Here is a 19,572-nt window from a genome sequence, read left to right as displayed (position 1 = left end):
GGAACGCCGGTACGTGACACAGGCCACAGGAACTCCTCTGGTGTCGCGGAGAGAAGTGGTCGTGAGGGATTCAGAAAACGATGTGCGCCGCCGCGTGCGCGAGGGGGACCGCGAGGCGTTCGCCCAGCTGTACGAGGAGTTCGCCCGCGCCGTGTACAACCACGGGTTGCGGTTGACCGGCGACTGGTCGACAGCCGAAGAGATCATGTCCGAAACGTTCCTGGCCGCGTGGCGGACCCGGGCCCGGGTGCGCGAGGACGGCGGCTCCCTGCTGCCCTGGCTGCTGGGCATCGCCACCCACAAGGCGGACAACGCCCGCCGGGCACAGCGCAGACGCCGGCTGTTCCTGGCGCGTCAGCCGCAGCCACGTGCGGAGGAGGACTTCGCGCCCCGGACGGTCGGGCGCATCGACGACGCCCGGCGCCTGCGGGCCGTGCATGCCGCCCTGGGCCGGCTGCGGCGCCAGGAACGGGAGGTACTGGCCCTGTGCGTGTGGTCCGGCCTGGACTACCGGCAGACGGCCGAAGCCCTGGGCATCGCCGTCGGCACCGTACGTTCCCGCCTTTCGCGTGCCCGCAAGAAGCTCGCCCATCTCGCGGAAGAAGACCGGGAACCATCCGCCACCCGCGGAGAGATGACAAGTGCGGCCGCGATCGCGGCCCTGCCCGTACGGGAGGAGCTCACATGAACGACAGGACCACCGGCGCTTTCCCTGAGCAGAACGGCGACCGCGAAGAGATCGCCCGCCTGCTGCCGGCCCCGGCCGACTGGGACCTTCCGCGCGAGCAGCACCTTCGTCACAAGGACCTGCTGATGCACCACATCGACCGAGACCAGGCGACCCGTACCCGCCCGGCCGGCCCCCCGGCCCGCCGACTGCTGCGGCCCGCGCTCCTGGCACCGGCGACCGCGCTGACCCTGGCCTGCGCGCTGGCCGCGGGCATCGCCCTGAACGGCGGCGGCCGGGAGCCCTCCGGCACCGACTCGCACCGTGCGGCCACGGACATGCGGCCCGCCGCGGCTCTCCTGGGCCGGATCTCCGCCGCCGCCGGGGAACGCACCACGCTCCCCGTGCGGGACGACCAGTTCGTCTATACCCGGGAGAAGACCCGTGGGGCCGACCTGACCAGCGGGAAGGCCGTCCTCGGCCCACTGACGGACCGAGAGGTGTGGGCCGCGCAGGAACCGGGGCCCCTGCACAAGCTCGGCCTGATGCGGGAGAACGGTGAGACTCTGCCGATCAACGCCCAACTCGGTGACACCGACGGCACCCCGGCCGGCATCAGCCGACCCACCTACCGCTGGCTCAGCTCGCTGCCCACCGACCCCGACAAGCTGCTGGCCTATCTGTACGCCAAGACCCCGCAGGCCCAGGGCCGGGAACGCGACCAGGCGGTGTTCGAGCAGATCGGGTCCCTGCTCGGCGGGATGACACCGCCCCGTACGGCCGCCGCCCTCTACCGGGCCGCGGCGAAGATCCCCGGCGTCACCCCGGCCCCGCAGGCCCACGACGCGATCGGCCGCCGGGGCCTCGGTATCGCCCGCGACGACACGCGCTACGGCGTCCGGACCGAGTGGGTCTTCGACGAGAAGGACTTCTCCTTCCTCGGCTCCCGCAGCTATCTGACCAAGGACACCTCGTACGGAAAGGCCGGGACGCTGCTGTCCAGCGCGGCCGAGCTGGAACTCGCCGTCGTCGACAAGGCCGGCCAACAGCCCACGGACCGGACATGAGGTCCGAGACCACACGATGACCAGAGTCCCGGCCCCGGTGCGGCCAGGACGGGAAGGGGCAACTGCTTGGCCACCGCAAGCCGGTCCCGGTCACGCCCCGACGCCCGCCCTTGCCCGGACGGCACCGGACACCGAGGCACGCCGTAGGCTCCCGGCCGGCCGGGATCTGCTACCGGGACGGCACGCTGCCGCAAGTGGCGAGGGCTCTGGCGGACTGTGGCGGGAACATGGACCTCAGCGATCCTCGTTCTCGCCGGTCAGCAGTCCAGCGCGCCTTCGGCGCGCGCCGGGGCCGTCCGGCGGGGCTTCGATTGCTGGGGACGGCATTGCGGATGCGGTCGCGCGCCGTGTGACCCGCGTGGCCGCGGGACCGTTGTGCGGGTCTGTTGGGGGCGCTGATGTGCTGCGGGCGTGCCCAGCGGCCTTGCCCCTGCCGCGGGTTCACGTGGGCGGCAGGGGCAGGACGGCTCACATGCCGAGGCGGGCGCGGATGGCCGCGGAGAGTTCCGCGATGCCGCGTTCCTTCAGGACGCTGTAGTGGTCACCGGCGAGCTCCACCGTGGTCGGCGCGGTGGTGGAGTACCCGGAGTGGGTCTCGATGAACGAGTAGTCGTCACCGGTGGCCTTGAAGACGGTCACCGGTGCGTTCAGGCTGCGTTCGGTGAGTTCGCGGAAGGTGTACTCGAACTCGTAGGTCTCCGCGACGATGTGGATGATCCGGCGGATCAGCTGCTCGTCGAGGCCGGGCAGGCGGTCGTGGACGAAGGTCACGAAGCTGTCCTCGTCCCGCGTGGCCGCGAGGCAGGCATCCGCGTCGGGGCCGCTGACGGTGCCGGTGAACACCGAGTACAGGATGGCGACGTAGACGGGGTTGCGGTAGGTCGCCTCGCGGCCGAAGCGGTCGGCGCCTTCCGTGCGGACCTTGGGGTTGCCGGGGCAGATCAGCAGCAGGTGGTCGATCCGCTGGCCGGACTGCTCGAGCTGCCAGGCGGTCTCGAAGGCGACTCGGGCGCCGAAGGAGTAGCCCCAGATGCTGTAGGGGCCCTCGGGCTGGGTGTGCAGGATCTCGGCCACGTCGGCGGCCGCCATCTCGCGGATCGTCGGGTAGGGCGTCTCACCGGCGTTGATGCCGTGCGCCTGGATGCCGAAGAACGGCCGGCCGGCGCCGGCCTCGCGGGCCAGCAGGCGCAGGTTCATCGGGTAGCCGCCGAGCCCCGGCCAGCAGTACACCGGGCGGCCGGTGCCCTCGGCGTGCAGCGGGACGAGGCGTGAGGAGGGTGCGGCGCCGTCGTCCTCGATGCGGGTGGCGAGATCGGCGAGCTTGGGGTGTTCGAAGACGACCTGGAGCGGCAGGCGGAGGCCGAACTCCCGGTTGATGCGGTTGACGAGCGCCACCGCGATCAGCGAGTTGCCACCGGAGGCGAAGAAGTCGTCCTCCGCGGACACGTCCTCGTACTTCAGCGCCTTCGCCCATGCCCCTGCCAGCCACCGCTCCACCGGGGAGGCGGGGGCGACATAGGGCCTGCCGGTGTCGGCGGACCGCACCTGCTCGCCGGCGGCCAGGGCGTTGACGTCGACCTTTCCGTTCGCGGTGAGCGGCAGCCGGTCCAGCACCAGGACGCGGTTGGGGATCATGTAGTCGGGCAGCCGCTCCACCAGGTCGTCCCGGATCATCTCGGCCGGGCCCTTCATGTGCACCGCGTCCTCGTTCATGCCCTCGCTGCGGATCTGCTCCTCGCTGACCTTGCCGCCGAGGAAGAAGTACGACGGGCCGGTGGGTATCGCGCAGGAGGCGAGGATGTCGTCCACGCGCCGTGCGGCGGGCAGCGGGTGGCCGGTCTTCGAGCTGTAGCCGGAGGACATCAGACCGATCCGCCGGGTGTTGCGCTGCAGGTGGTGCAGTGCGGTGCCCATGGCGATGTACTGCAGCCACTCGTCGGTCGCGCGGCTCACCGTGGTGATGCCGAAGCTCGCCCGCTCGTAGACCTGCTGGTTGATGGCGATCACGTGCTTGGGCAGGACGAGGGCGTCGGAGATGTGCGCCAACTCGCTGCCGGTCCACCGGTACTGACCGGCCGGCAGACCCTGCACACGGCCCGGTTGGGTCTGCACATAGATTTCGGTGGGGTCGTGCGGGGGCAGGCAGTCATGGCGGTCGATGGTGAAGGTGCCGAGGTAGTAGTCCTCGGCGGCGATGTGCAGGATGTCCTTGACGGTCGGCTGGTAGGCGGCGGGACGGATGGTGAGGCCGTACTCCGGCAGTATCTCCTCGAAGACGCCGAGCATGTGGCCGGTCTCGAACTCGAGCACCTCGCGGATGTTGTTCTTGTAGACGGGCTCGATGGCCCGCTTCTTGCCGATGAAGTGCGCCACCAGCCGTGCTCCGGTGCTCTGCCGGGCATCGGCGATCCGCACCAGGGTGTGGTCGGCGGGGTGGTGGTAGTACACGCCGGCGTCCAAGCCGTCCAGACCGCCCGTCTCCAGGTACAGCTGCGTGGCGTACAGAGCGCCGGGTGAGGCGTAGGAGTACTTCGGCAGCAACCGCTCGTCGCTGCGGAACTGGCCGAACCAGCGCAGCAGTTCGCCGAGCTGATCGAAGGTGAGGTCCGCGAGGCCGCGGGAGTCCGCGCGTGCCGGGCGCGGGGTCAGCAGGGCGAGGATGTCGTCGCGCGTGACCTCTCCGCCGTCGAAGAAGCGGTACGTCTTGCGGGCGAACGTCTCCCGCCGCTGCCGCGCCGTCTCCTGCCGGCCCGGCAGCGGCAGCACGGGCCTGCCGTCGAGTTCATGAGCGTCTCGCAGGCCCGGGTTCGCCAGCTGCGCCTTCACCTGGAGCTTGCTGGCCTTGGACTGGTGGTGCGCACCGGCGTCGCCCTGGTCCATCAGGGCGGCTTCCTTCGGGTTCAGCTCGATGCACGCCAGCAGGTTGGTGGAGCCGGTGCGCGGGTCCTGTGCGGTGATCGCCGCGGCCCGTCGCACCCAGGTGTGCTCCTCGATGGCCAGGGCGATCTCGTCGAGTTCGACGCGGTAGCCGCGCAGCTTGATCTGGTTGTCCGTGCGGCCGCTGAACTGGATCGTGCCGTCGGGGTTCCAGTACGCCAGGTCTCCGGTCCGGTAGAGCCGCTCGGTCGGTACGAACGGCGAGGGGACGAACCGCTCCTTGGTCTGCTCGGGCCGGTTCAGATAGCCGCGGGCCAACTGCACACCACCGATGTAGAGTTCACCGGTCTCCTCGATGTCCACCGGCGCCAGGTTCTCGTCCAGGATGTAGCAATGGGTGTTGTCGACCGGCACGCCGATGGCGACCGAGCCGGGGCCGTCGCCGAGCGCGTCCGGGTCGACCAGGTGGGCGGTGGCGTTGATGGTGCACTCGGTCGGTCCGTACAGGTTGACCAGCGACGCCCACGGGACCTCGTCGAGGAAGGTGCGGGCCAGTTGCCGGGAGAGCGCCTCGCCGCCGGAGAACACCCGGCGCAGCGTGGTGCACGAGCCCAACTGCTCGGTGTCCACCAGCGCCTGCAGCAGCGTCGGCACGCACTGCAGCGTGGTCACCTCATGCCGGGCGATGGCGGTGATCAGCGCCTCGGGGTCGCGGTAGCTGCCCGGCGCTGCCATCACCACGCGGGCGCCGACGGCCGGGGCGAGGATCTCCCACTGCGCCGCGTCGAAGCTCATCGGCGTCTTCTGCAGCACGGTGGTACGCGGGCCCAGGTGCCCGCACATCTGCATCCACTGCATCTGGTTCAGGATGCTGCGGTGCTCGATCAGCACACCCTTGGGCCGGCCGGTGCTGCCGGAGGTGTAGATGACGTAGGCGAGGTTGCGAGGTGCGGGTGCCGCCGGCCTCGTAGCCGGGGACTGGGCGGTGTCGGTGACGGTGACGATGCGGGTGCTGCTCGGGACGAGGCCGCGGAGCCGGGCGGCGAGGTGTTCCTGGGTCACGATGACGCGGGTTCCGCTGTCCTCGATCATGTAGCGCAGCCGGTCCTCGGGATACTCCGGGGACAGCGGCAGATACCCGGTACCGGCGAACAGGATGCCCCACACTCCGGTCATCAGATCCAGCGACGGTTCGGCGTACAGGCCGACGCAGTCGTCGAGTGACACGCCCAGGGCGTTCAGGCGGCCGGCCAGCCGGGCTGCCGCGGCTTCCAGTTCCCGGTAGGTGAGGCTTTCGGTGCCGCTGGTGACGGCGGTGGCATCGGGCTGCACGATGGCCTGCTCCCTCAGCAGGTCCGGCAGGCATCCGCTCAGGCGTAGGTCGTGGACGCGGGCCGTGGAACGTGCGGTGGGCTGTGCTGTGGTCACGATTTCCCCTTGACTGCGGGTGCATGGTCGCGAGCCGACGCCGAGGACGAGCGGTCAGTCCGCTTCCCGGCGCGTGACGGCGGTGGGATCTGGGCCAGCGCGACGGCGGCGACGACCGCCGCGGCGCCGGCGAGTTGGAGAGGTGTGAGGCTCTGGTCGAGGACGAGGTATCCGAGGGCGGTCGCGGCGAGCGGGCTGGCGAAGCCCAGGACGGACACCGCCAGGGCCGGAAGCCGTCCGATGCCCCGGAACCAGACGGCGTAGGCGAGCAGCGCCCCGATCAGGCCCAGGTAGGCGAAACCCGCGATGTTGTCGCCGGTGACGCGGGTGGGCAGCCCTTCGGCGGCCAGGGTGACGGGGGCGAGCAGCAGGCCGCCCGCGGTGAGCTGCCAGCCGGTGAACGTCAGCACGCCCAGGCCCTCGGGCCGTCCCCAGCGTTTGGTGAGCACGATGCCGGCGGCCATGCTGACCGCGGCGCCGACCCCGGCAGCGATGCCGGTGAGGTCGACGTCGGCCTGCGCGGTCAGGGCGAGCAGTGCCACACCTGTGACGCCGAGCAGACAGGCGGTGACCTGAAACGGGCGGATCGGCTCCGCCAGCAGCACGGCGCCGAGGAGCAGCACGAGGGTCGGTTGAGCCGCGATCACGAGCGCGGCCACCCCGCCGGGCAGGTGGTACGCGGCCACGAACAGCAGGTAGAAGAAGATGCCGATGTTCAGCGCGCCCAGCACCGCGGCACGCCACCACCACGCGCCCTGCGGGAGCCGCCGGCCGAGCGCGAGCAGGACCAGCCCGGCGGGCAGCGCCCGCACGCTGGAGGCCAGCAGCGGCCTGCCGGGCGGCAGCAGTTCCGTCGTCACCAGGTAGGTGCTGCCCCACACCGCGGGAGCCAGCGCCGTGAGCACGGCGTCGAAAGTCCGTGCCAGTCCAGGAGCCGATGGGGAAACGCGCAGGGCGGAATGCATGCGTGGACCACCTGTCGGTCGGGTCGGATGTGTCGCTGCCTGATCGACGGGATGTCAGCGGACAGCAGCGGGCAGCAGAACGTCTTGGGGTGCGAACATCAGGTCGCGCAGCGGTTCGAGGAAGACGGGGCCGTCGTACCGGACGGTCCCGCGTCGCACGCTGGCACGGGTGAGGGTGTCGTCCACGGTGGTGCCGGACACCGCGAGTCGTACCACCGTGGTTCCGCCCGGGGTGTCGACGACCAGCTCGTCCAGCCGGCTCCAGCCCCGCTGGGCCAGCCGCTGCGGGATCGTGCCGTCGATCACCGCGGCGGCGGCGACGGTGATGGCGTCGGCCGGCGGAAGCGGAGCGGTCCAACCCGGCGCCGGAAGGGCCAGCACCGCCAGGCGCCGGTACTGATACTGGCCGACCGCGGCGACCTTCGGGAACACGCCGCCCTCCGGCCGGCCCAGGCGGCGGGCGGCAGCGCGGCGGATGCCGGTGAGCCGCTGCCGCACCGCCGCGTCGTCGGCGAACAGGGCCTCCTGCTCCGGCAGTTGGAGGTCGGCGGCATCGACGAAGACATACGGATTGCCTGCGGACACCAGGGATACGGGCATACCGTCGAGTTCCTCGTGCGGCGACCCGGTGGGCAACAGGTCACGCAGGCGTCGAGGGGGCCGGTAGGCGAATTCCACGGCGAACGTCAGAGTGCGGCTCGTTCCGTCGACCTCGCACTCGACTCGGTCACCGGTGTTGAGTACGTTGACGCGGAGCCGGGACGCGGCGGTCAGGCGCGGCAGCCAGGCGAGGCGGTGTGCCACGGCGACGGAGGAGAGGATCGAGTGCCCGCAGGTGCCGCGCAGCGAGAAACGCGGCGGTGTGCCGGGCAGGTACTGGGCGAACTGGTAGTCCAGGTCGGCATGCGGGTCGGCGGACGGCTCGATCATGGCGATCGTGGTGATGTCGGCCCCGTGGTGATCGGCCAGCCAGTCACGTGCCATCAGAAGTGTGGTGCTGAGGAGTTCCCGCCTGTCGGCGGGCAACGCTCTGCGGTCCAGCACAAGCGTCGGTTCGCTCTTTCCCGCGGTATGGCACAGATGGCCGATCATCGGTCCCTCCATGGTTGGTGCCTGCCATGGCGCTCGGACGGTGCCGTCGGCGCGCGAAGCGGCTGGCGGCGGTTGCCCGGTTGGGGGGAGGCGATTGCAGCTTGAAGGGGGACGTTGCGGCTCACAACAACTCATGGGTGAACGGGGGCGGAACCACGCGTTCGACGAGGTGAGACGGTCGCCGGTGATCACTGTCACAACTCGCTCTTACTTACGGGTGAGTTGACGGGATGCCACCGAAAGCCCCTTTGACCTGGCCTGCTTCCAGCATTGGCTGACTGTTCGCCGGATGGACGTCTGCATGCGCGTGCATTCATGTAGCGTCTCGCGTCGCCAGGCGGGTGCCACCGGCCGCGGCTGATCGCTGCCGCCGTCCCCTCCCCCACGCAGTGCATCCGCGATCGCACATCCCCATTCCCCCTGCAGTGAAGGGCTGAGGCTCATGTACCGCTCTGTCGAGTCCGTCGGGATCAAGGCTGCCGGTCCCGTGCAGTCACTTGTCCGTATCGTCGTCGGGTTCCTCTTTGCCTGCCACGGCGCCGCGTCCCTGTTCGGGGTGCTGGGCGGAGCCGTCGGCACGCACGGCGGGACGGTCCCGCTCGGGGCCTGGCCGGGCTGGTGGGCGGCCGCCATCCAGCTGCTCGGAGGAATCCTGGTGGCGCTCGGCCTGTTCACCCGGCCGGCGGCGCTGGTCTGCTCCGGATCGATGGCGTACGCCTACTTCATCGTGCACCAGTCGACCGGCCTGCTGCCCATCGTGAACAACGGTGAGCCGGCCGCCCTGTACGCCTGGGTATTCTTGCTGCTCGCCGCTTTCGGTCCTGGGCCGTGGGCCCTCGGGCGGCTGCTGTCGGTCGGCGGGCGGCAGACGCAGCCGGCGGCTGCCGTCGACCAGGCCGCGGCGAACGCGTAACGCGCTCACCCGAGTTCGTGCGCCGGTGGCGGCCGCCGCCACCGGCCACCCCCGACAGACAGGAGGCCTCATGCCAGTCCCCGTCATCACCGTGTGGTCGGACATCGGCTGCCCCTGGGCGACGCTGGCCCTGCACACTCTGCACGCCGCGGCACACCGGCGAGGACGGGAGATCTCCATCGACCACAGGGCCTTCCCGCTGGAGCTGTTCAACAGACAGCCGACTCCGAAGGACATCCTCGACTCCGAGATCGTGATGATCGCCGCCCACCGCCCCGAGTTGGGCTGGCGGCTGTGGAGCGGCCGGGAGTCGCACTACCCGGTCACCACACTGCCGGCCCTGGAGGCCGTCCAGGCCGCCAAAGCGCCGGAAGTGGGCGGACTGCGGGCCGGCGACGAACTCGACACCGCGCTGCGCAGAGCGTTCTACGCGGACAGCAGGTGTATCAGCCTGCACTCGGTGATCCTCGACATCGCCGAGCAGTGCGAGCACCTGGACGTCGACGCCCTGGCGGACGCACTCGCCGCCGGGCGTGGACGCGCCGAGGTGTTCCAGCAGTGGCGAACCGCCCAGGGACCGCAGATCCAGGGCAGCCCACACCTGTTCGCTCCCGGCGGCTACGCCGCCCACAATCCCGGCGCCTCCTACGCGTGGACGGGCAAACCCGGCCAGGGCGGCTTTCCGCGCCTGGACCACTATGACCCGTCTTGGGCGGACGGGTTGCTCGACGCCTTGAGGAACGCCGACTGAGCTCCGGGCTCTTGTGGAGAGGTTCGGTCGCCGCTGCCTGGTGGGTGCCCGGTGTCGCGCCGGTTCACGTTCACGAAGTCGTTCGGCTGACCGCTGGCGAAGGCCAGACACGTCGTGCGTGCCTGTGCCGTAGCTGATGTCGGCCGGCGCCGTCCCGCAGCTCTGCCAGCCGCCCGTGTCGGCCACCGCGAAGCTGCCGATCGGCGCGTTGCTCCGGCCGTCGATACGCACCTTGACCAGGCCGCTCACGCTGCCCGCCGCATCGCTCGCGACCCGGCCGTAGAACGCATCGACGACTTGGGCTCGGTCCCGTGATCGGCGGTAACGCTGTGCGGTGACCAGTGGAGGCGGATGCCATGGCGGAGCAGGAAGAACCCGCTCGGCCGTCCATCTGCCTCATGATCCTCTTGGTTCGTCGGTCGACGCCCTCGGTGCGGCCGTGGCGGTGGGGAAGAGGGATCATTTCCGGACGGGCCGTACGGCCCGGCGTGGGCGCACATCCGCAGCCCGGCCGCCGTCTCAACGCGTCGCAGCCCCGCCCTTCACTGTCTCGGCGGTCCGCACCGGCGGGATCGGAGCGGGTGCCGGGAAGACGCCGGGGCCGGGCGGCAGGAGGTCGGCGGTCGCCGGAAGGCCGAGGCGGGCCCGGAGGCTGCTCCGGGCGGGGCCCGCATCCGGGGTCAGCCGGGCGGCGAGGCGGATCGCGGTGGTCGGGTCGGCGTCGGCCGGGCGGAGCACCAGACCATCGGCGCCGGATGCGAGGAGGGCGTCGGCGGCGGCGCGCAGGGCCTGCGCGGTGGCGTCGGCGGCGACGGCGAGCGGGGCGAGCACGAGGGGCCGACGGCCCGGGTCGGCGAAGTGACCGCGCGGAGCGGTCTCGACCGCCCGGCGGGCGGCGGCCGTCGCGTCCCGGCCGGCCGGGGCGACGAGGACATCGGCGACCTCCGCCGCCGCGGGGAGTTCGTCGGCAGCGTTGATCCACCACGCCAGGACCGACGCCCCCTCGGGTGTGGCGGGCAGGGTGAGCGGGCCCGCCGTCGGGAAAACGCCGTCATGGTGGGCGTGGCGGATGAGGTCGCCCCGGGCGAAGATGCGCCGCTCGCGGTCGGCGACGATCGCGTCGTAGGGCCAGGTCTGTTCAAGTTTCTGCACGGCCAGCGCGAGGTCCCGCACGGCCTGTGCTCCGGGCGGCCCGGTGAGTACGGGGGCGTCGCCGCGGGCGCGTCCCGCGCCTCGGGGCACATAGGGGTCGCAGCCGCCGACCACGACACCCGTGCGCCGGCGCGAGAGGTGAGCGACAGAAGTGATCCGGCGAGCCAGGTTGTAGGGGTGGTCGCGGGTCGGGGACGCGGCCACGAGGAAGGCGGCGTGGTCCGTGCGGCCGGTCAGGACGGCGACCGCCGTGGCCGCGTCGACGGTGGGCCGGCCGTCCGGCGCACCCGCCGTGACACGGTCCACGCCCACGACGGTGAACGCGATCGGCGCGGTGTCCAGGAGGGCGAGCGCCGCCGGGTCGGCGAGGGCGGCGAGGACCTGTTCGCCCGTGAGCGCCAGGGCCACGGTGCGGTGCGCGGGGTCGGCAGATGTCATGAGAACTCCATAATTCGCTGTGGTTTGCGCATCTTTGAAATGGTTTAGTGGCTTACGTCGAAAGGATTTCGTATGCCCACTGAACGAACCGGCCATGTGCTGCTCGGCGTCAACGTCCTGGTTCTCGGTTATCTCCCGTCCGCTTGGCAGTCGCCGCGCCTGGGAGACGACGCCTTCGTGGACCCGGACTACTGGCGCCGAATAGGGCACCTGGCCGAAAAGGGCACGCTGGACGCGCTGTTCCTCGCCGATGCACCGGCCCTCGGGGACCCGTCGCACGACGCGAACGCGGGGCGCCTCGAACCCACCGCGACCTGGGCGCATGTCGCGACGGCGACGGAGCACATCGGTCTGGTGGCCACCGCGTCGACGTCGTTCAACGACCCCTATGAGCTGGCCGAACGGTTGCTCTCGCTGGACCTGTTGTCGGGCGGCCGGGCCGGATGGAACTTCGTGACGACGCGGGGGGCCGCCGCGGCCCGCAACTTCGGTCTGCCCGACGTCCCGGGCCGCGACGACCGTTACGACCGGGCTGAGGAGTTCGTCCGGCTCGTCCTCGATCTGTGGCGGTCCGCGGCCGGTGGACCACAGGTGGCCCACCACGGGCCGCTCTTCGATCTGGTGGGCCGCCTGCGCGTGCCGCCGTCGCCGCAGGGACACCCGGTGGTGTTCCAGGCCGGCGGTTCGCCGAAGGGCCGGCGGCTGGCCGGGCGGTTCGCCGAGGGTGTTTTCGCGGCGGAGCTGACGAAGGAGGGCGCGATCGAGCATTACCGGCAGGTGAAGCAGTACGCCGTGGATGCCGGACGGCAGCCCGACGACGTGAAGATCCTGCCGGGGTTGCTGCTGAGCCTGGGCAGCACGGAAAAGGAGGCCCGGCGGCGCAGCGACGAACTGCACGACACCTCTGCCCCCGCGTACTCCACGCAGTGGCTGTCGCAGTCCATCGGTTTCGACGCCTCGACACTGCCACTGGACGAACCGTTCCCCGAGGACGTCCTGTCGGCCCCGGTGGATCCCCAGACGTTCACCGGGAGCATCGGCTTCCGTGAGTCGATCGTGCGGCAGATCCGCCGCACCAACCCGACGGTCCGTGAGTATCTGAGGCAGACCCGGTACACCGGTTCCGGCCACGCGGGTTTCGTCGGCACGCCCGAGCAGTTGGCGGACCGCATCGAGGACTGGTTCCGCTCCGGGGCGATCGACGGTTTCAACCTGCAGCCAGACCGGTTGGAGGACGGGCTGGAGGTGATCGTCGACGAGGTGGTCCCGATCCTGCGGCGCAGGGGGTTGTTCCGGCACGAGTACGCGACGCACACGTTGCGTAAACACTTCCGGGCGTCTTCGCCGACGCGCGGCGCCGCGGCGCCGGCCCGCTCCGCCTGACCGGTGTACGGCCGGCCTGCCGGTGCGGCCCGGTGACCACGGGCCGCACCGGTCGGGCGGCCGCCGTCCGAGGACCGGCCCGATGGCACCGGCGTAGGTGTCGAGGCGGGCCTTCGCGTGGTCGGGGTCGAACTCGTCGCGGCAGGAGAAACCGGCGAAGTCGCCGGCGGCGGTCGCCGGGTCCGGCCGCGACGCTCTCGGCGGCGTCGTCGGCCGGCCCGTAAAGGGGACGAGGTCGGGGTACTCGTGGGCGAGGCCGATCCGATGTGGCTGTCGGGACATGGTCGTTGCCTTGGCCGTCGCGGCGGTCAGTCGCCCTGCCCGCCGCGCCCGATGGCCGCGAGGTCGGGGACCGGGTCCTTGCCGTTGACCAGCCAGTCGCCGAGGATACGGGCCTTGTAGACGCGCGGGTTGTGGGAGGCGAGGGTGCGCGCGTTGCGCCAGTGCCGGTCCAGCAGGAGGGTGTCGGAGACACCGGAGGCGCCGAGGGCGTCGAAGACGGTCGTGGTGGCACGGAGCGCGGCGTCGATGATGGTCAGCTGGGCCTGTGCGACCGCGACTTCCGCTTCCAGCACGCGCTGTTTGCGGGTGTCGTGGTCACCGGCGGCGTGTGCCTCGGCGATCAGGTCGAGCGGGCGGGCGGCGGCACGCAGGGCGGCCTGTGCAGCGAAGGCGTCGGCGGACACCTGGCCGAGGACCTGGAGGAGTTGGGCGTCTGAGGCGGGCACCGGGTCGAGGCCCTGCGGGTAGTTGCGTCCACGGGCCTTCAGGGCGCCGATGCCGTCGCGGAGCACGGCACGGGTGATGCCGGTGAGCACCGACAGCATGGCGGTCTGGTAGAAGTGCCCCTGGTAGACGAAGCGTTCGGCGGCAGGGAAGACATCGCCGCGCTCGGCGGGAACATCGGTGTAGGTGGCGCTCCCGCTGGCGGTCGTGCGCTGACCGAAACCGGTCCAGTCGTCGTCGAGCCGCACCCCGGGGTGTTCGCGCCGGACAAGGGCGGTGAGGACGGTGTCGCCGTCGCCCTTGCCGAGGACGTCGAGCCAGTCGGCGTAGAGGCTGCCGGTGGCGTAGAACTTGGCTCCGTTGACCAGCCACCGGTCGCCGTCCTGGCGGACGGTGGTCCTGAGGTTGGCGAAGGTGCCGTTGTTGGCCTCGGTCCAGCCGCCGCCGACGAAGTCGCCGTCGAGGAAGCGCCGTATCCAGCGGTCGTTGCCGGGGGACGGGGCTGCGTTGAGGCGGTCCTCGACGAAGGCGAGGTGGTTGCGCCAGATGTGGCCGACGTTGGCGTCGGCCGTGGCGAGTTGGGCGAGCAGCGTGAACGTCTGTTCCAAAGAGGCTCCGAGGCCCCCGAGTTCGGCGGGGATCCGCAGCGTGCCGAGCCCCGCGTCCTTGAGCCACTGGACCTGCTGGTGGGGGAAGGTACGGGTCCGCTCGCGGTCGGTGTTGCCCTCGGCGATGCGGTCGAAGAGCGGCTGGAAGCGGGTGGCGAGTTCGGCGTCGGTGGCGGTGGGCTGCCGGAGGTTGCTGGAGGTGGCGGGGGCGATGGTGGTCATGGTGATGCCTTTCATGGGAATGGTGCGGGCGGGGTCCGGTGTGCCGGGGCGGGGCGCGGACCGTGCCGGGCGGGGGCGTCACGCGTCGGGGACGAGCGCGTGCTCCTCGCCCGGGGCGGTGCGGCCAGGAGCAGGCCCGATCGGCAGGACGGAGTCGATGAGGTCGCGGGTGGCCGGATGACGGTCGGCGGCGAACAGGTCGTCGGCGCGGAACGTTTCGAGCAGCGTGCCCTGCCGCATGACGCCGATGCGGTCGCAGAGGAACTCGATGACGGCCAGGTTGTGGCCGATGAAGAGATAGGTCAGATCGAGTTCGTCGCGCAGGTCCAGGAGCAGGTTGAGGGTGGTGGCCTGGGTGGACACGTCGAGGGCGGAGGTGGGTTCGTCCAGGATCAGCAGGTCCGGTTCCAGTGCGATGGCGCGGGCGATCTGCAGCCGCTGTCTTTGGCCACCGGAGAACTCGCGGGGGTAGCGGTCGGCGTGGTCCGGGTGCAGGCCGACGAGGCTCAGGGCTCGGGCGGTCCGTTCCCGGGCCTCCTGCCGGCCTGCGGCCCGGCCGAGGCGGACGAGGGGGCGGGCGATCTGGTCGCCCGCTCTGACCCGGGGGTTCAGGGCGGTGACGGCGTCCTGGAACACGTACTGGAAGCGACGGCGCAGCGCGCGCAGGCTCCGCTGGTCGGCGCTGCCCACGTCGAGGCCGTCGAAGGTGACGGATCCGGTGGTCGGTGGCAGGAGCCCGCCGGCGAGCCGGGCGAGGGTGGACTTGCCGGAGCCGGACTCGCCGATGAGGCCGAAGACTTCGCCGCGGTGCAGGGTGAGCGTGACATCGTCGACGGCGCGCACGGCGGTGCGGCGGCGTCCGGTGCCGAGGCCGCCGACCGTGAACTCCTTCGACAGCCCGTCGAGTCGCAGCAGGGGGTCACCGAGCGTACGGTCGGGGGCCGGGGCGGGCCGGCGCGGCGCCGGGACGGTCCGCGGGACCGCGGAGGCTCCCACAAGCAGTCGGCGGGCGCGGCCGTCCGGTCCCCGGCGCTGTCCGGGTTGCGGCACGGAGTCGATGAGGGTCCGGGTGTAGGGGTGCGCCGGGGCGCCGAGGACCTGGGCGGTGTCGCCGACCTCGACGACGCTGCCCTCCCGCATCACGGCGACCCGTGAGCTGGTGTGGGAGACCACACCGAAGTCGTGTGTGATCAGCAGGACGGCGGTGCGGGTGCGGACGGACAGGTCGAGCAGCAGGTCGAGGATCTGCTTCTGGACGGTGGCGTCCAGTGCGGTGGTCGGTTCGTCGGCGATCAGCAGGTCCGGTCCGGACAGACCGGCGAGCGCGATCATCACACGCTGCCGCATGCCGCCGCTCAATTCGTGCGGGTAGCAGCGCAGGACCCGGTCGGGGTCGTGGATGCGGACGCGGGCGAGCCAGTCGCGGGCGACGTCCAGGGCTTCTTCTCTGGTGACGCGAAGGTGCAGCCGTGCCGTGTCCCGAAGCTGGCTGCCGACGGTGAACGACGGGTCGAGCGAGGTGCCCGGGTTCTGGAAGATCATCCCGATGCCCGAGCCCCGGTGGACGTTGAGCCGCTGCTCGGGGAGGCCGAGCAGTTCGGTGTCCTCGAAGCGGACGCTGCCGCCGGTGATGCGGGCTCCGCGCGGCAGCAGGCCGAGAATGGCCGAGGCGGTGACGCTCTTGCCGGAGCCGGACTCGCCGACGAGGGCGAGGACCTCGCCCGGCGCGATGTCGAGGTCCACGCCGCGGACGGCGTGCACGGTGCCGCCGGGCAGGGCGAACTCGACGCGGAGGTCCTTCACGGTGAGCACGGCTGTCATGGGGTCACCTCGGGGTGCGGGGGCGGTGGGGTCACGGGTCGAGGACGTCGCGCAGGCCGTCGCCGAGCCAGTTGAAGGCGAGGGAGACGAGGAGGATCGCGACGGCGGGGAACGTCGCCACGCCGGGGCTGCCGTTCACCAGGACCTTGGCGCCCTCGGAGATCATGCGGCCCCAGTCGGCTTCGGGAGGCTGGACGCCGAGGCCCAGGGCGCTCAGGCTGGCGGTGAAGACGATGTTCACGCCGATCAGGCTGGTCCCGTAGATCACCACCTGGGAGAGCAGGTTGGGCAGCACCTCGCGCCACAGGATCTCGGCCCGGGATGCGCCCAGCGAGCGGGCGGCCTCCACATAGTCCTTCTCCCGTTCCACCTTCGCCTCCGCGAAGACGACGCGGGTCACGTAGGGGACGGCGGCGAAGACGACGGTGCCGATCAGGACGGCCGGGCCCGGATGGAGGACGGCGGCGAGGGAGAGCGCCACCAGGATCACCGGGAAGGCGAACATGAGGTCGACGGCCCGCATGAGCACGGCCGAGGTACGACGCCCGGCGAACGCGCCGAGCAGGCCGAGCACGGTGCCGATGAGCAGGGCGGCGGCCACCGATGCGGTCGAGACCAGCAGGGCGGTCCGTCCGCCGGCGAGGAGTCGGCTGAGCACGTCCCGCCCCTGGTCGTCGGTGCCCAGCAGATGACCGGGGGACCCGACGGCGGCGAGCACGTTGTCGGCGTCGCCTGCGTCGGGGTCGTACGGGGTGATCCAGGGGGCGAGCGCGGAGACCGCGACGACCACCGCCAGGACGGCGAGGCCGAGAACGGCCTCCCGGTTGCGCAGCAGTCGTGCCGTCGCCGAGCGGCGTCCGGGCGGCGCCGCGGGCCGGAGTCCGGTCGTCGTCATGCCGCACCGCCGTGCCGGAGCCGGGGGTTGAGGAGATCGAGGAGGATGTCGGTGATCAGGTTGACCAGGACGAAGGCGATCGCGACGAGCAGCACACCGGTCTGGATCACGGGATAGTCGGCTCCGGCGACGGCGTTGAACAGCACACTGCCCAGTCCGGGCCAGGAGAAGATCGTCTCGACGAAGACAACTCCGGTGATGACCGAGCCGACTGTGAGACCGGTGGTGTTGACGATCGGCGGAAGGATGTTGCGGCCGATGTGCTTGCCGAGGATCGCGGCCCGACCGAAGCCCTGGGACCGGTAGGTGCGGATGTAGTCGGACTGTTCGCTCTCGATGACCGCCGCGCGGACGAACCGGGCGACGATCAGCATGGACACCAGGGACGCGACGAAGGCGGGCGCGACCAGGTGCAGCAGGAGGTCGCCGAAGCCTCCGTCGCCGCGCAGGTCGTGCATGCCGCCGGCGGGCAGCCACTGCAGGCTCACGGCCGTGATCCAGATGACGATCAGACCGAGCCAGTAGACCGGCAGATTGCTGCCGACCTGGACGAGCAGCATCGCGGCACGATCCGCGAGGCGGCCGTGCCGGATGCCCGAGACGAAGCCGATCGCCACGCCGAGCACGACCGTCAGCAGCGTGGCCGCGGCGCCGAGCAGCAGGGTGTTGCGCAGGGCCGGGAAAACGATGCCGGAGACGGGGCTGCGCAGGCTCAGGGAGATGCCGCCGCCGTCGGTGAACAGGCTCCTCAGCCAGCTCAGGTACTGCTGCCAGGCCGGGCGGTCCAGTCCGTAGGCCTGGCGGATCGCGGCGATCTGGGCCGGCGTCATCTTCTGGCTGAGGGCGTCGCGGACGGGGTCGGCGGGTCCCGCCTGGGCGATGAAGAACACCAGCAGGCTGATCACGAAAAGCAGCGGGACGGTGGCGGCGAGCCGTCTGAGGATGTGGCGCGTCATCGTCAGCCCGCCACCCAGACACGGGACAGGTCGTAGTGGTTCTGCCGCGGCCAGACGAAGCCGCCCACGGCGGGGGCGACGGCGTAGTAGCGGTTGAACGACAGCAGCGGGAAGATCGTGGCGTCCTCGGCCCATGTCCGCGCCGCGGCCTGCCACAGCTCGGTCGACCGGCTCGCGTCGGCGTTGTGGGCGGCCGTGTCGATGGCCTCGGCGGTGGCCTCGGAGGTGTGGGAGTGCCGGGCGCCGTCCTGGGCGGCGACGTACTGGTTGTGCGCGATCCGCACCCAGTTGGCGGCGATGTAGCCCCACTCCCCCAGGACCAGGCCGTCGGTCGGCTTGAGGTTGGCCGCCCGCGTCCCGTAGGTGATCCACTCGAAGGATTCCACCGAGGCGTCGATGCCGACCGCCTTCAGCTGCTGCTGGATGAACTCCGCGGTGGGCTGTCCGGTGGTGTCGGTGAGGATGGTGAACTTGAGGTCGCCGGAGGCGAGTCCGGCCTCGCTCAGCAGCTTTTCGGCGGCGGCCGGGTCGTGGGCGTAGTCGACAGCGGACGCGTCGTACGCCTCGTTGCCCTGGTTGATGATCGAGGTGGCCGCTTCGGCGTAGCCCTTGTAGATCTTCTTGGCCAGTTGCTCGCGGTCGACAGCCCTGATGATCGCCTGACGGACCCGCTTGTCCTGGAGTGCCTTGTTCGCCAGGTTGAACTTGTAGTAGATGATCTGCGGAACGTGTTTGTTCTCCGGCACGTCGTACCCGTCCTTCTCCAGCGAGGCCACCGAGTCGGCCGGGACACGGCTGATGAGGTCGACGGCGCCGCTGCGCAGTGCGGCCACCCGGCCCTGGTCGTCGGCGATCGGCTTGAAGACGACCTTGTCCAGGTGCGGCCGGGTGCCCCAGTACTCCGTGTTGCGTACCAGGGTGGTGTGGTCGCCGCGGACCCGTTCTTCGAAGGTGAACGGTCCCGTGCCGACGGGGTGGTCGGCGAGGCCGTCCTGCCCGTACTTCTTCAGGGCGGCGGGGCTGAAGAAGCCGGACGCGGCGTTACCGCTGTTCGGTATCTGACGCAGGAAGTCGAGGAAGGGGTGGTTGAAGGTGTACCGCACGGTGTGGTCGTCGACCACCTCGAACGACTTCAGGTCGGAGTAGACCAGCGACATGGTGGCCGCGCTGGTCTTGTCGTAGTACTCGAAGTCCTTGTCGGTGAAGCGGCGGACGTTGAACCGTACGGCCTCGGCGTCGAAGGGTGTGCCGTCGGTGAACTTGACGCCGCGGCGCAGGGTGAAGGTGTATGTGGTGGCGTCGTCGCTGATCTTCCACGACGTCGCGAGCTTGGGGATGATCTTCGGTACGCCGTTGGCGGAGGAGAGGTCCTCGTCCACGAGTGTCTCGTAGATGTTCCGGTCGATCCGCCAGGTCTCCCAGGAGTACTGCCGGTTGGGGTCGAACTGGGTGACCTCCTGGTACTGGCCGACCATCAGAGTGCCGCCGTTACGGGCCTTCGAACCGGCGGTCCGGCCCGTGCCGGTGGCGCCGCAGGCGGCCAGGAGACCGGAGGCCGCCGTCGCGAGAACGCCTCTGAGCACGGTGCGTCGGGTGTGGATCACGGGTGGT

Annotated in this window: 14 protein-coding genes and 1 pseudogene; 5 read left to right on the top strand and 10 right to left on the bottom strand. The window is 70.9% G+C overall.

Annotated features, from left to right (window positions below):
• Window positions 1-82 precede the first annotated feature (82 nt).
• Window positions 83-688 carry an RNA polymerase sigma factor gene (locus tag ABT245_RS19680; RefSeq protein ID WP_351735355.1) on the top strand — a complete coding sequence of 202 codons (606 nt, stop codon included), beginning with the start codon at window positions 83-85 and terminating at the stop codon, window positions 686-688.
• Window positions 685-1,734 carry a CU044_5270 family protein gene (locus tag ABT245_RS19675; protein WP_351735211.1) on the top strand — a complete coding sequence of 350 codons (1,050 nt, stop codon included), beginning with the start codon at window positions 685-687 and terminating at the stop codon, window positions 1,732-1,734. Before ABT245_RS19680 ends, ABT245_RS19675 begins: the two co-directional genes overlap by 4 nt.
• Window positions 1,735-2,202: 468 nt before the next feature.
• On the opposite strand, the gene ABT245_RS19670 is transcribed toward ABT245_RS19675, so the two are convergent.
• From ABT245_RS19670 to ABT245_RS19660, 3 genes are read right to left on the bottom strand one after another with little or no spacing between them, the layout of a single operon-like run.
• Window positions 2,203-6,039, bottom strand: a complete 3,837-nt coding sequence (locus tag ABT245_RS19670; RefSeq protein ID WP_502982153.1) for a non-ribosomal peptide synthetase family protein — start codon at window positions 6,037-6,039, stop codon at window positions 2,203-2,205.
• Window positions 6,036-7,004 carry an EamA family transporter gene (locus ABT245_RS19665; RefSeq protein WP_351735209.1) on the bottom strand — a complete coding sequence of 323 codons (969 nt, stop codon included), beginning with the start codon at window positions 7,002-7,004 and terminating at the stop codon, window positions 6,036-6,038. Before ABT245_RS19665 ends, ABT245_RS19670 begins: the two co-directional genes overlap by 4 nt.
• A gap of 54 nt (window positions 7,005-7,058) precedes the next feature.
• A complete protein-coding gene (locus ABT245_RS19660) occupies window positions 7,059-8,096 on the bottom strand; it encodes a PrpF domain-containing protein (protein ID WP_351735207.1) in 1,038 nt (345 codons plus the stop codon).
• A gap of 442 nt (window positions 8,097-8,538) precedes the next feature.
• Here ABT245_RS19660 and ABT245_RS19655 point away from each other — a divergent pair, with 442 nt between their 5' ends.
• Window positions 8,539-9,009 (top strand): DoxX family protein, encoded by a 471-nt coding sequence (locus ABT245_RS19655; protein ID WP_351735205.1) that lies wholly within the window; start codon window positions 8,539-8,541, stop codon window positions 9,007-9,009.
• Between the two features lie 70 nt (window positions 9,010-9,079).
• Window positions 9,080-9,760 (top strand): DsbA family oxidoreductase, encoded by a 681-nt coding sequence (locus ABT245_RS19650; protein WP_351735203.1) that lies wholly within the window; start codon window positions 9,080-9,082, stop codon window positions 9,758-9,760.
• Between the two features lie 44 nt (window positions 9,761-9,804).
• On the opposite strand, the pseudogene ABT245_RS19645 reads toward ABT245_RS19650, so the two are convergent.
• Window positions 9,805-10,045 (bottom strand): annotated as a pseudogene (locus ABT245_RS19645) (carbohydrate-binding protein); the annotation flags it as partial.
• Between the two features lie 234 nt (window positions 10,046-10,279).
• The gene (locus tag ABT245_RS19640) at window positions 10,280-11,350 is read right to left on the bottom strand and encodes an LLM class oxidoreductase (RefSeq protein ID WP_351735201.1); all 1,071 of its coding nucleotides are present in this window, start codon (window positions 11,348-11,350) and stop codon (window positions 10,280-10,282) included.
• Window positions 11,351-11,422: 72 nt separating this feature from the next.
• On the opposite strand from ABT245_RS19640, the gene ABT245_RS19635 reads away from it, so the two are divergent.
• Entirely contained in the window at window positions 11,423-12,733 is a 1,311-nt protein-coding gene (locus ABT245_RS19635) for an LLM class flavin-dependent oxidoreductase (protein WP_351735199.1), read from the top strand.
• A 308-nt stretch (window positions 12,734-13,041) separates the two neighbouring features.
• Here ABT245_RS19635 and ABT245_RS19630 read toward each other — a convergent pair whose 3' ends face one another.
• The 5 genes from ABT245_RS19630 to ABT245_RS19610 form a co-directional block, all read right to left on the bottom strand.
• The gene (locus tag ABT245_RS19630) at window positions 13,042-14,289 is read right to left on the bottom strand and encodes an acyl-CoA dehydrogenase family protein (RefSeq protein ID WP_351735197.1); all 1,248 of its coding nucleotides are present in this window, start codon (window positions 14,287-14,289) and stop codon (window positions 13,042-13,044) included.
• Between the two features lie 78 nt (window positions 14,290-14,367).
• Window positions 14,368-16,110, bottom strand: a complete 1,743-nt coding sequence (locus tag ABT245_RS19625; protein ID WP_351735195.1) for a dipeptide ABC transporter ATP-binding protein — start codon at window positions 16,108-16,110, stop codon at window positions 14,368-14,370.
• Window positions 16,111-16,141: 31 nt separating this feature from the next.
• The gene (locus tag ABT245_RS19620) at window positions 16,142-17,005 is read right to left on the bottom strand and encodes an ABC transporter permease (protein ID WP_351735193.1); all 864 of its coding nucleotides are present in this window, start codon (window positions 17,003-17,005) and stop codon (window positions 16,142-16,144) included.
• Entirely contained in the window at window positions 17,002-17,961 is a 960-nt protein-coding gene (locus ABT245_RS19615; RefSeq protein WP_351735191.1) for an ABC transporter permease, read from the bottom strand. The genes ABT245_RS19620 and ABT245_RS19615 overlap by 4 nt, the downstream gene beginning before the upstream one ends.
• 2 nt (window positions 17,962-17,963) lie before the next feature.
• Complete coding sequence (locus ABT245_RS19610) at window positions 17,964-19,565, bottom strand: ABC transporter substrate-binding protein (protein ID WP_351735189.1); 1,602 nt, start codon at window positions 19,563-19,565, stop codon at window positions 17,964-17,966.
• Window positions 19,566-19,572 lie beyond the last annotated feature (7 nt).

This window comes from Streptomyces sp. NPDC001508 (assembly GCF_040298665.1).
Classification (GTDB): domain Bacteria; phylum Actinomycetota; class Actinomycetes; order Streptomycetales; family Streptomycetaceae; genus Streptomyces.
Note: the sequence above shows the minus strand (reverse complement) of the source record. Positions and strands in the feature narration are given on the sequence as shown.

Excerpts from the sequence above, each read along its gene's own strand:
- ABT245_RS19625 (WP_351735195.1), bottom strand. The coding sequence starts at position 16,110 with ATGACAGCCGTGCTCACCGTGAAGGACCTCCGCGTCGAGTTCGCCCTG.
- ABT245_RS19630 (WP_351735197.1), bottom strand. The coding sequence starts at position 14,289 with ATGACCACCATCGCCCCCGCCACCTCCAGCAACCTCCGGCAGCCCACC.
- ABT245_RS19660 (WP_351735207.1), bottom strand. The coding sequence starts at position 8,096 with ATGATCGGCCATCTGTGCCATACCGCGGGAAAGAGCGAACCGACGCTT.
- ABT245_RS19675 (WP_351735211.1), top strand. The coding sequence starts at position 685 with ATGAACGACAGGACCACCGGCGCTTTCCCTGAGCAGAACGGCGACCGC.
- ABT245_RS19650 (WP_351735203.1), top strand. The coding sequence starts at position 9,080 with ATGCCAGTCCCCGTCATCACCGTGTGGTCGGACATCGGCTGCCCCTGG.
- ABT245_RS19655 (WP_351735205.1), top strand. The coding sequence starts at position 8,539 with ATGTACCGCTCTGTCGAGTCCGTCGGGATCAAGGCTGCCGGTCCCGTG.
- ABT245_RS19635 (WP_351735199.1), top strand. The coding sequence starts at position 11,423 with ATGCCCACTGAACGAACCGGCCATGTGCTGCTCGGCGTCAACGTCCTG.
- ABT245_RS19640 (WP_351735201.1), bottom strand. The coding sequence starts at position 11,350 with ATGACATCTGCCGACCCCGCGCACCGCACCGTGGCCCTGGCGCTCACG.
- ABT245_RS19665 (WP_351735209.1), bottom strand. The coding sequence starts at position 7,004 with ATGCATTCCGCCCTGCGCGTTTCCCCATCGGCTCCTGGACTGGCACGG.
- ABT245_RS19620 (WP_351735193.1), bottom strand. The coding sequence starts at position 17,005 with ATGACGACGACCGGACTCCGGCCCGCGGCGCCGCCCGGACGCCGCTCG.
- ABT245_RS19615 (WP_351735191.1), bottom strand. The coding sequence starts at position 17,961 with ATGACGCGCCACATCCTCAGACGGCTCGCCGCCACCGTCCCGCTGCTT.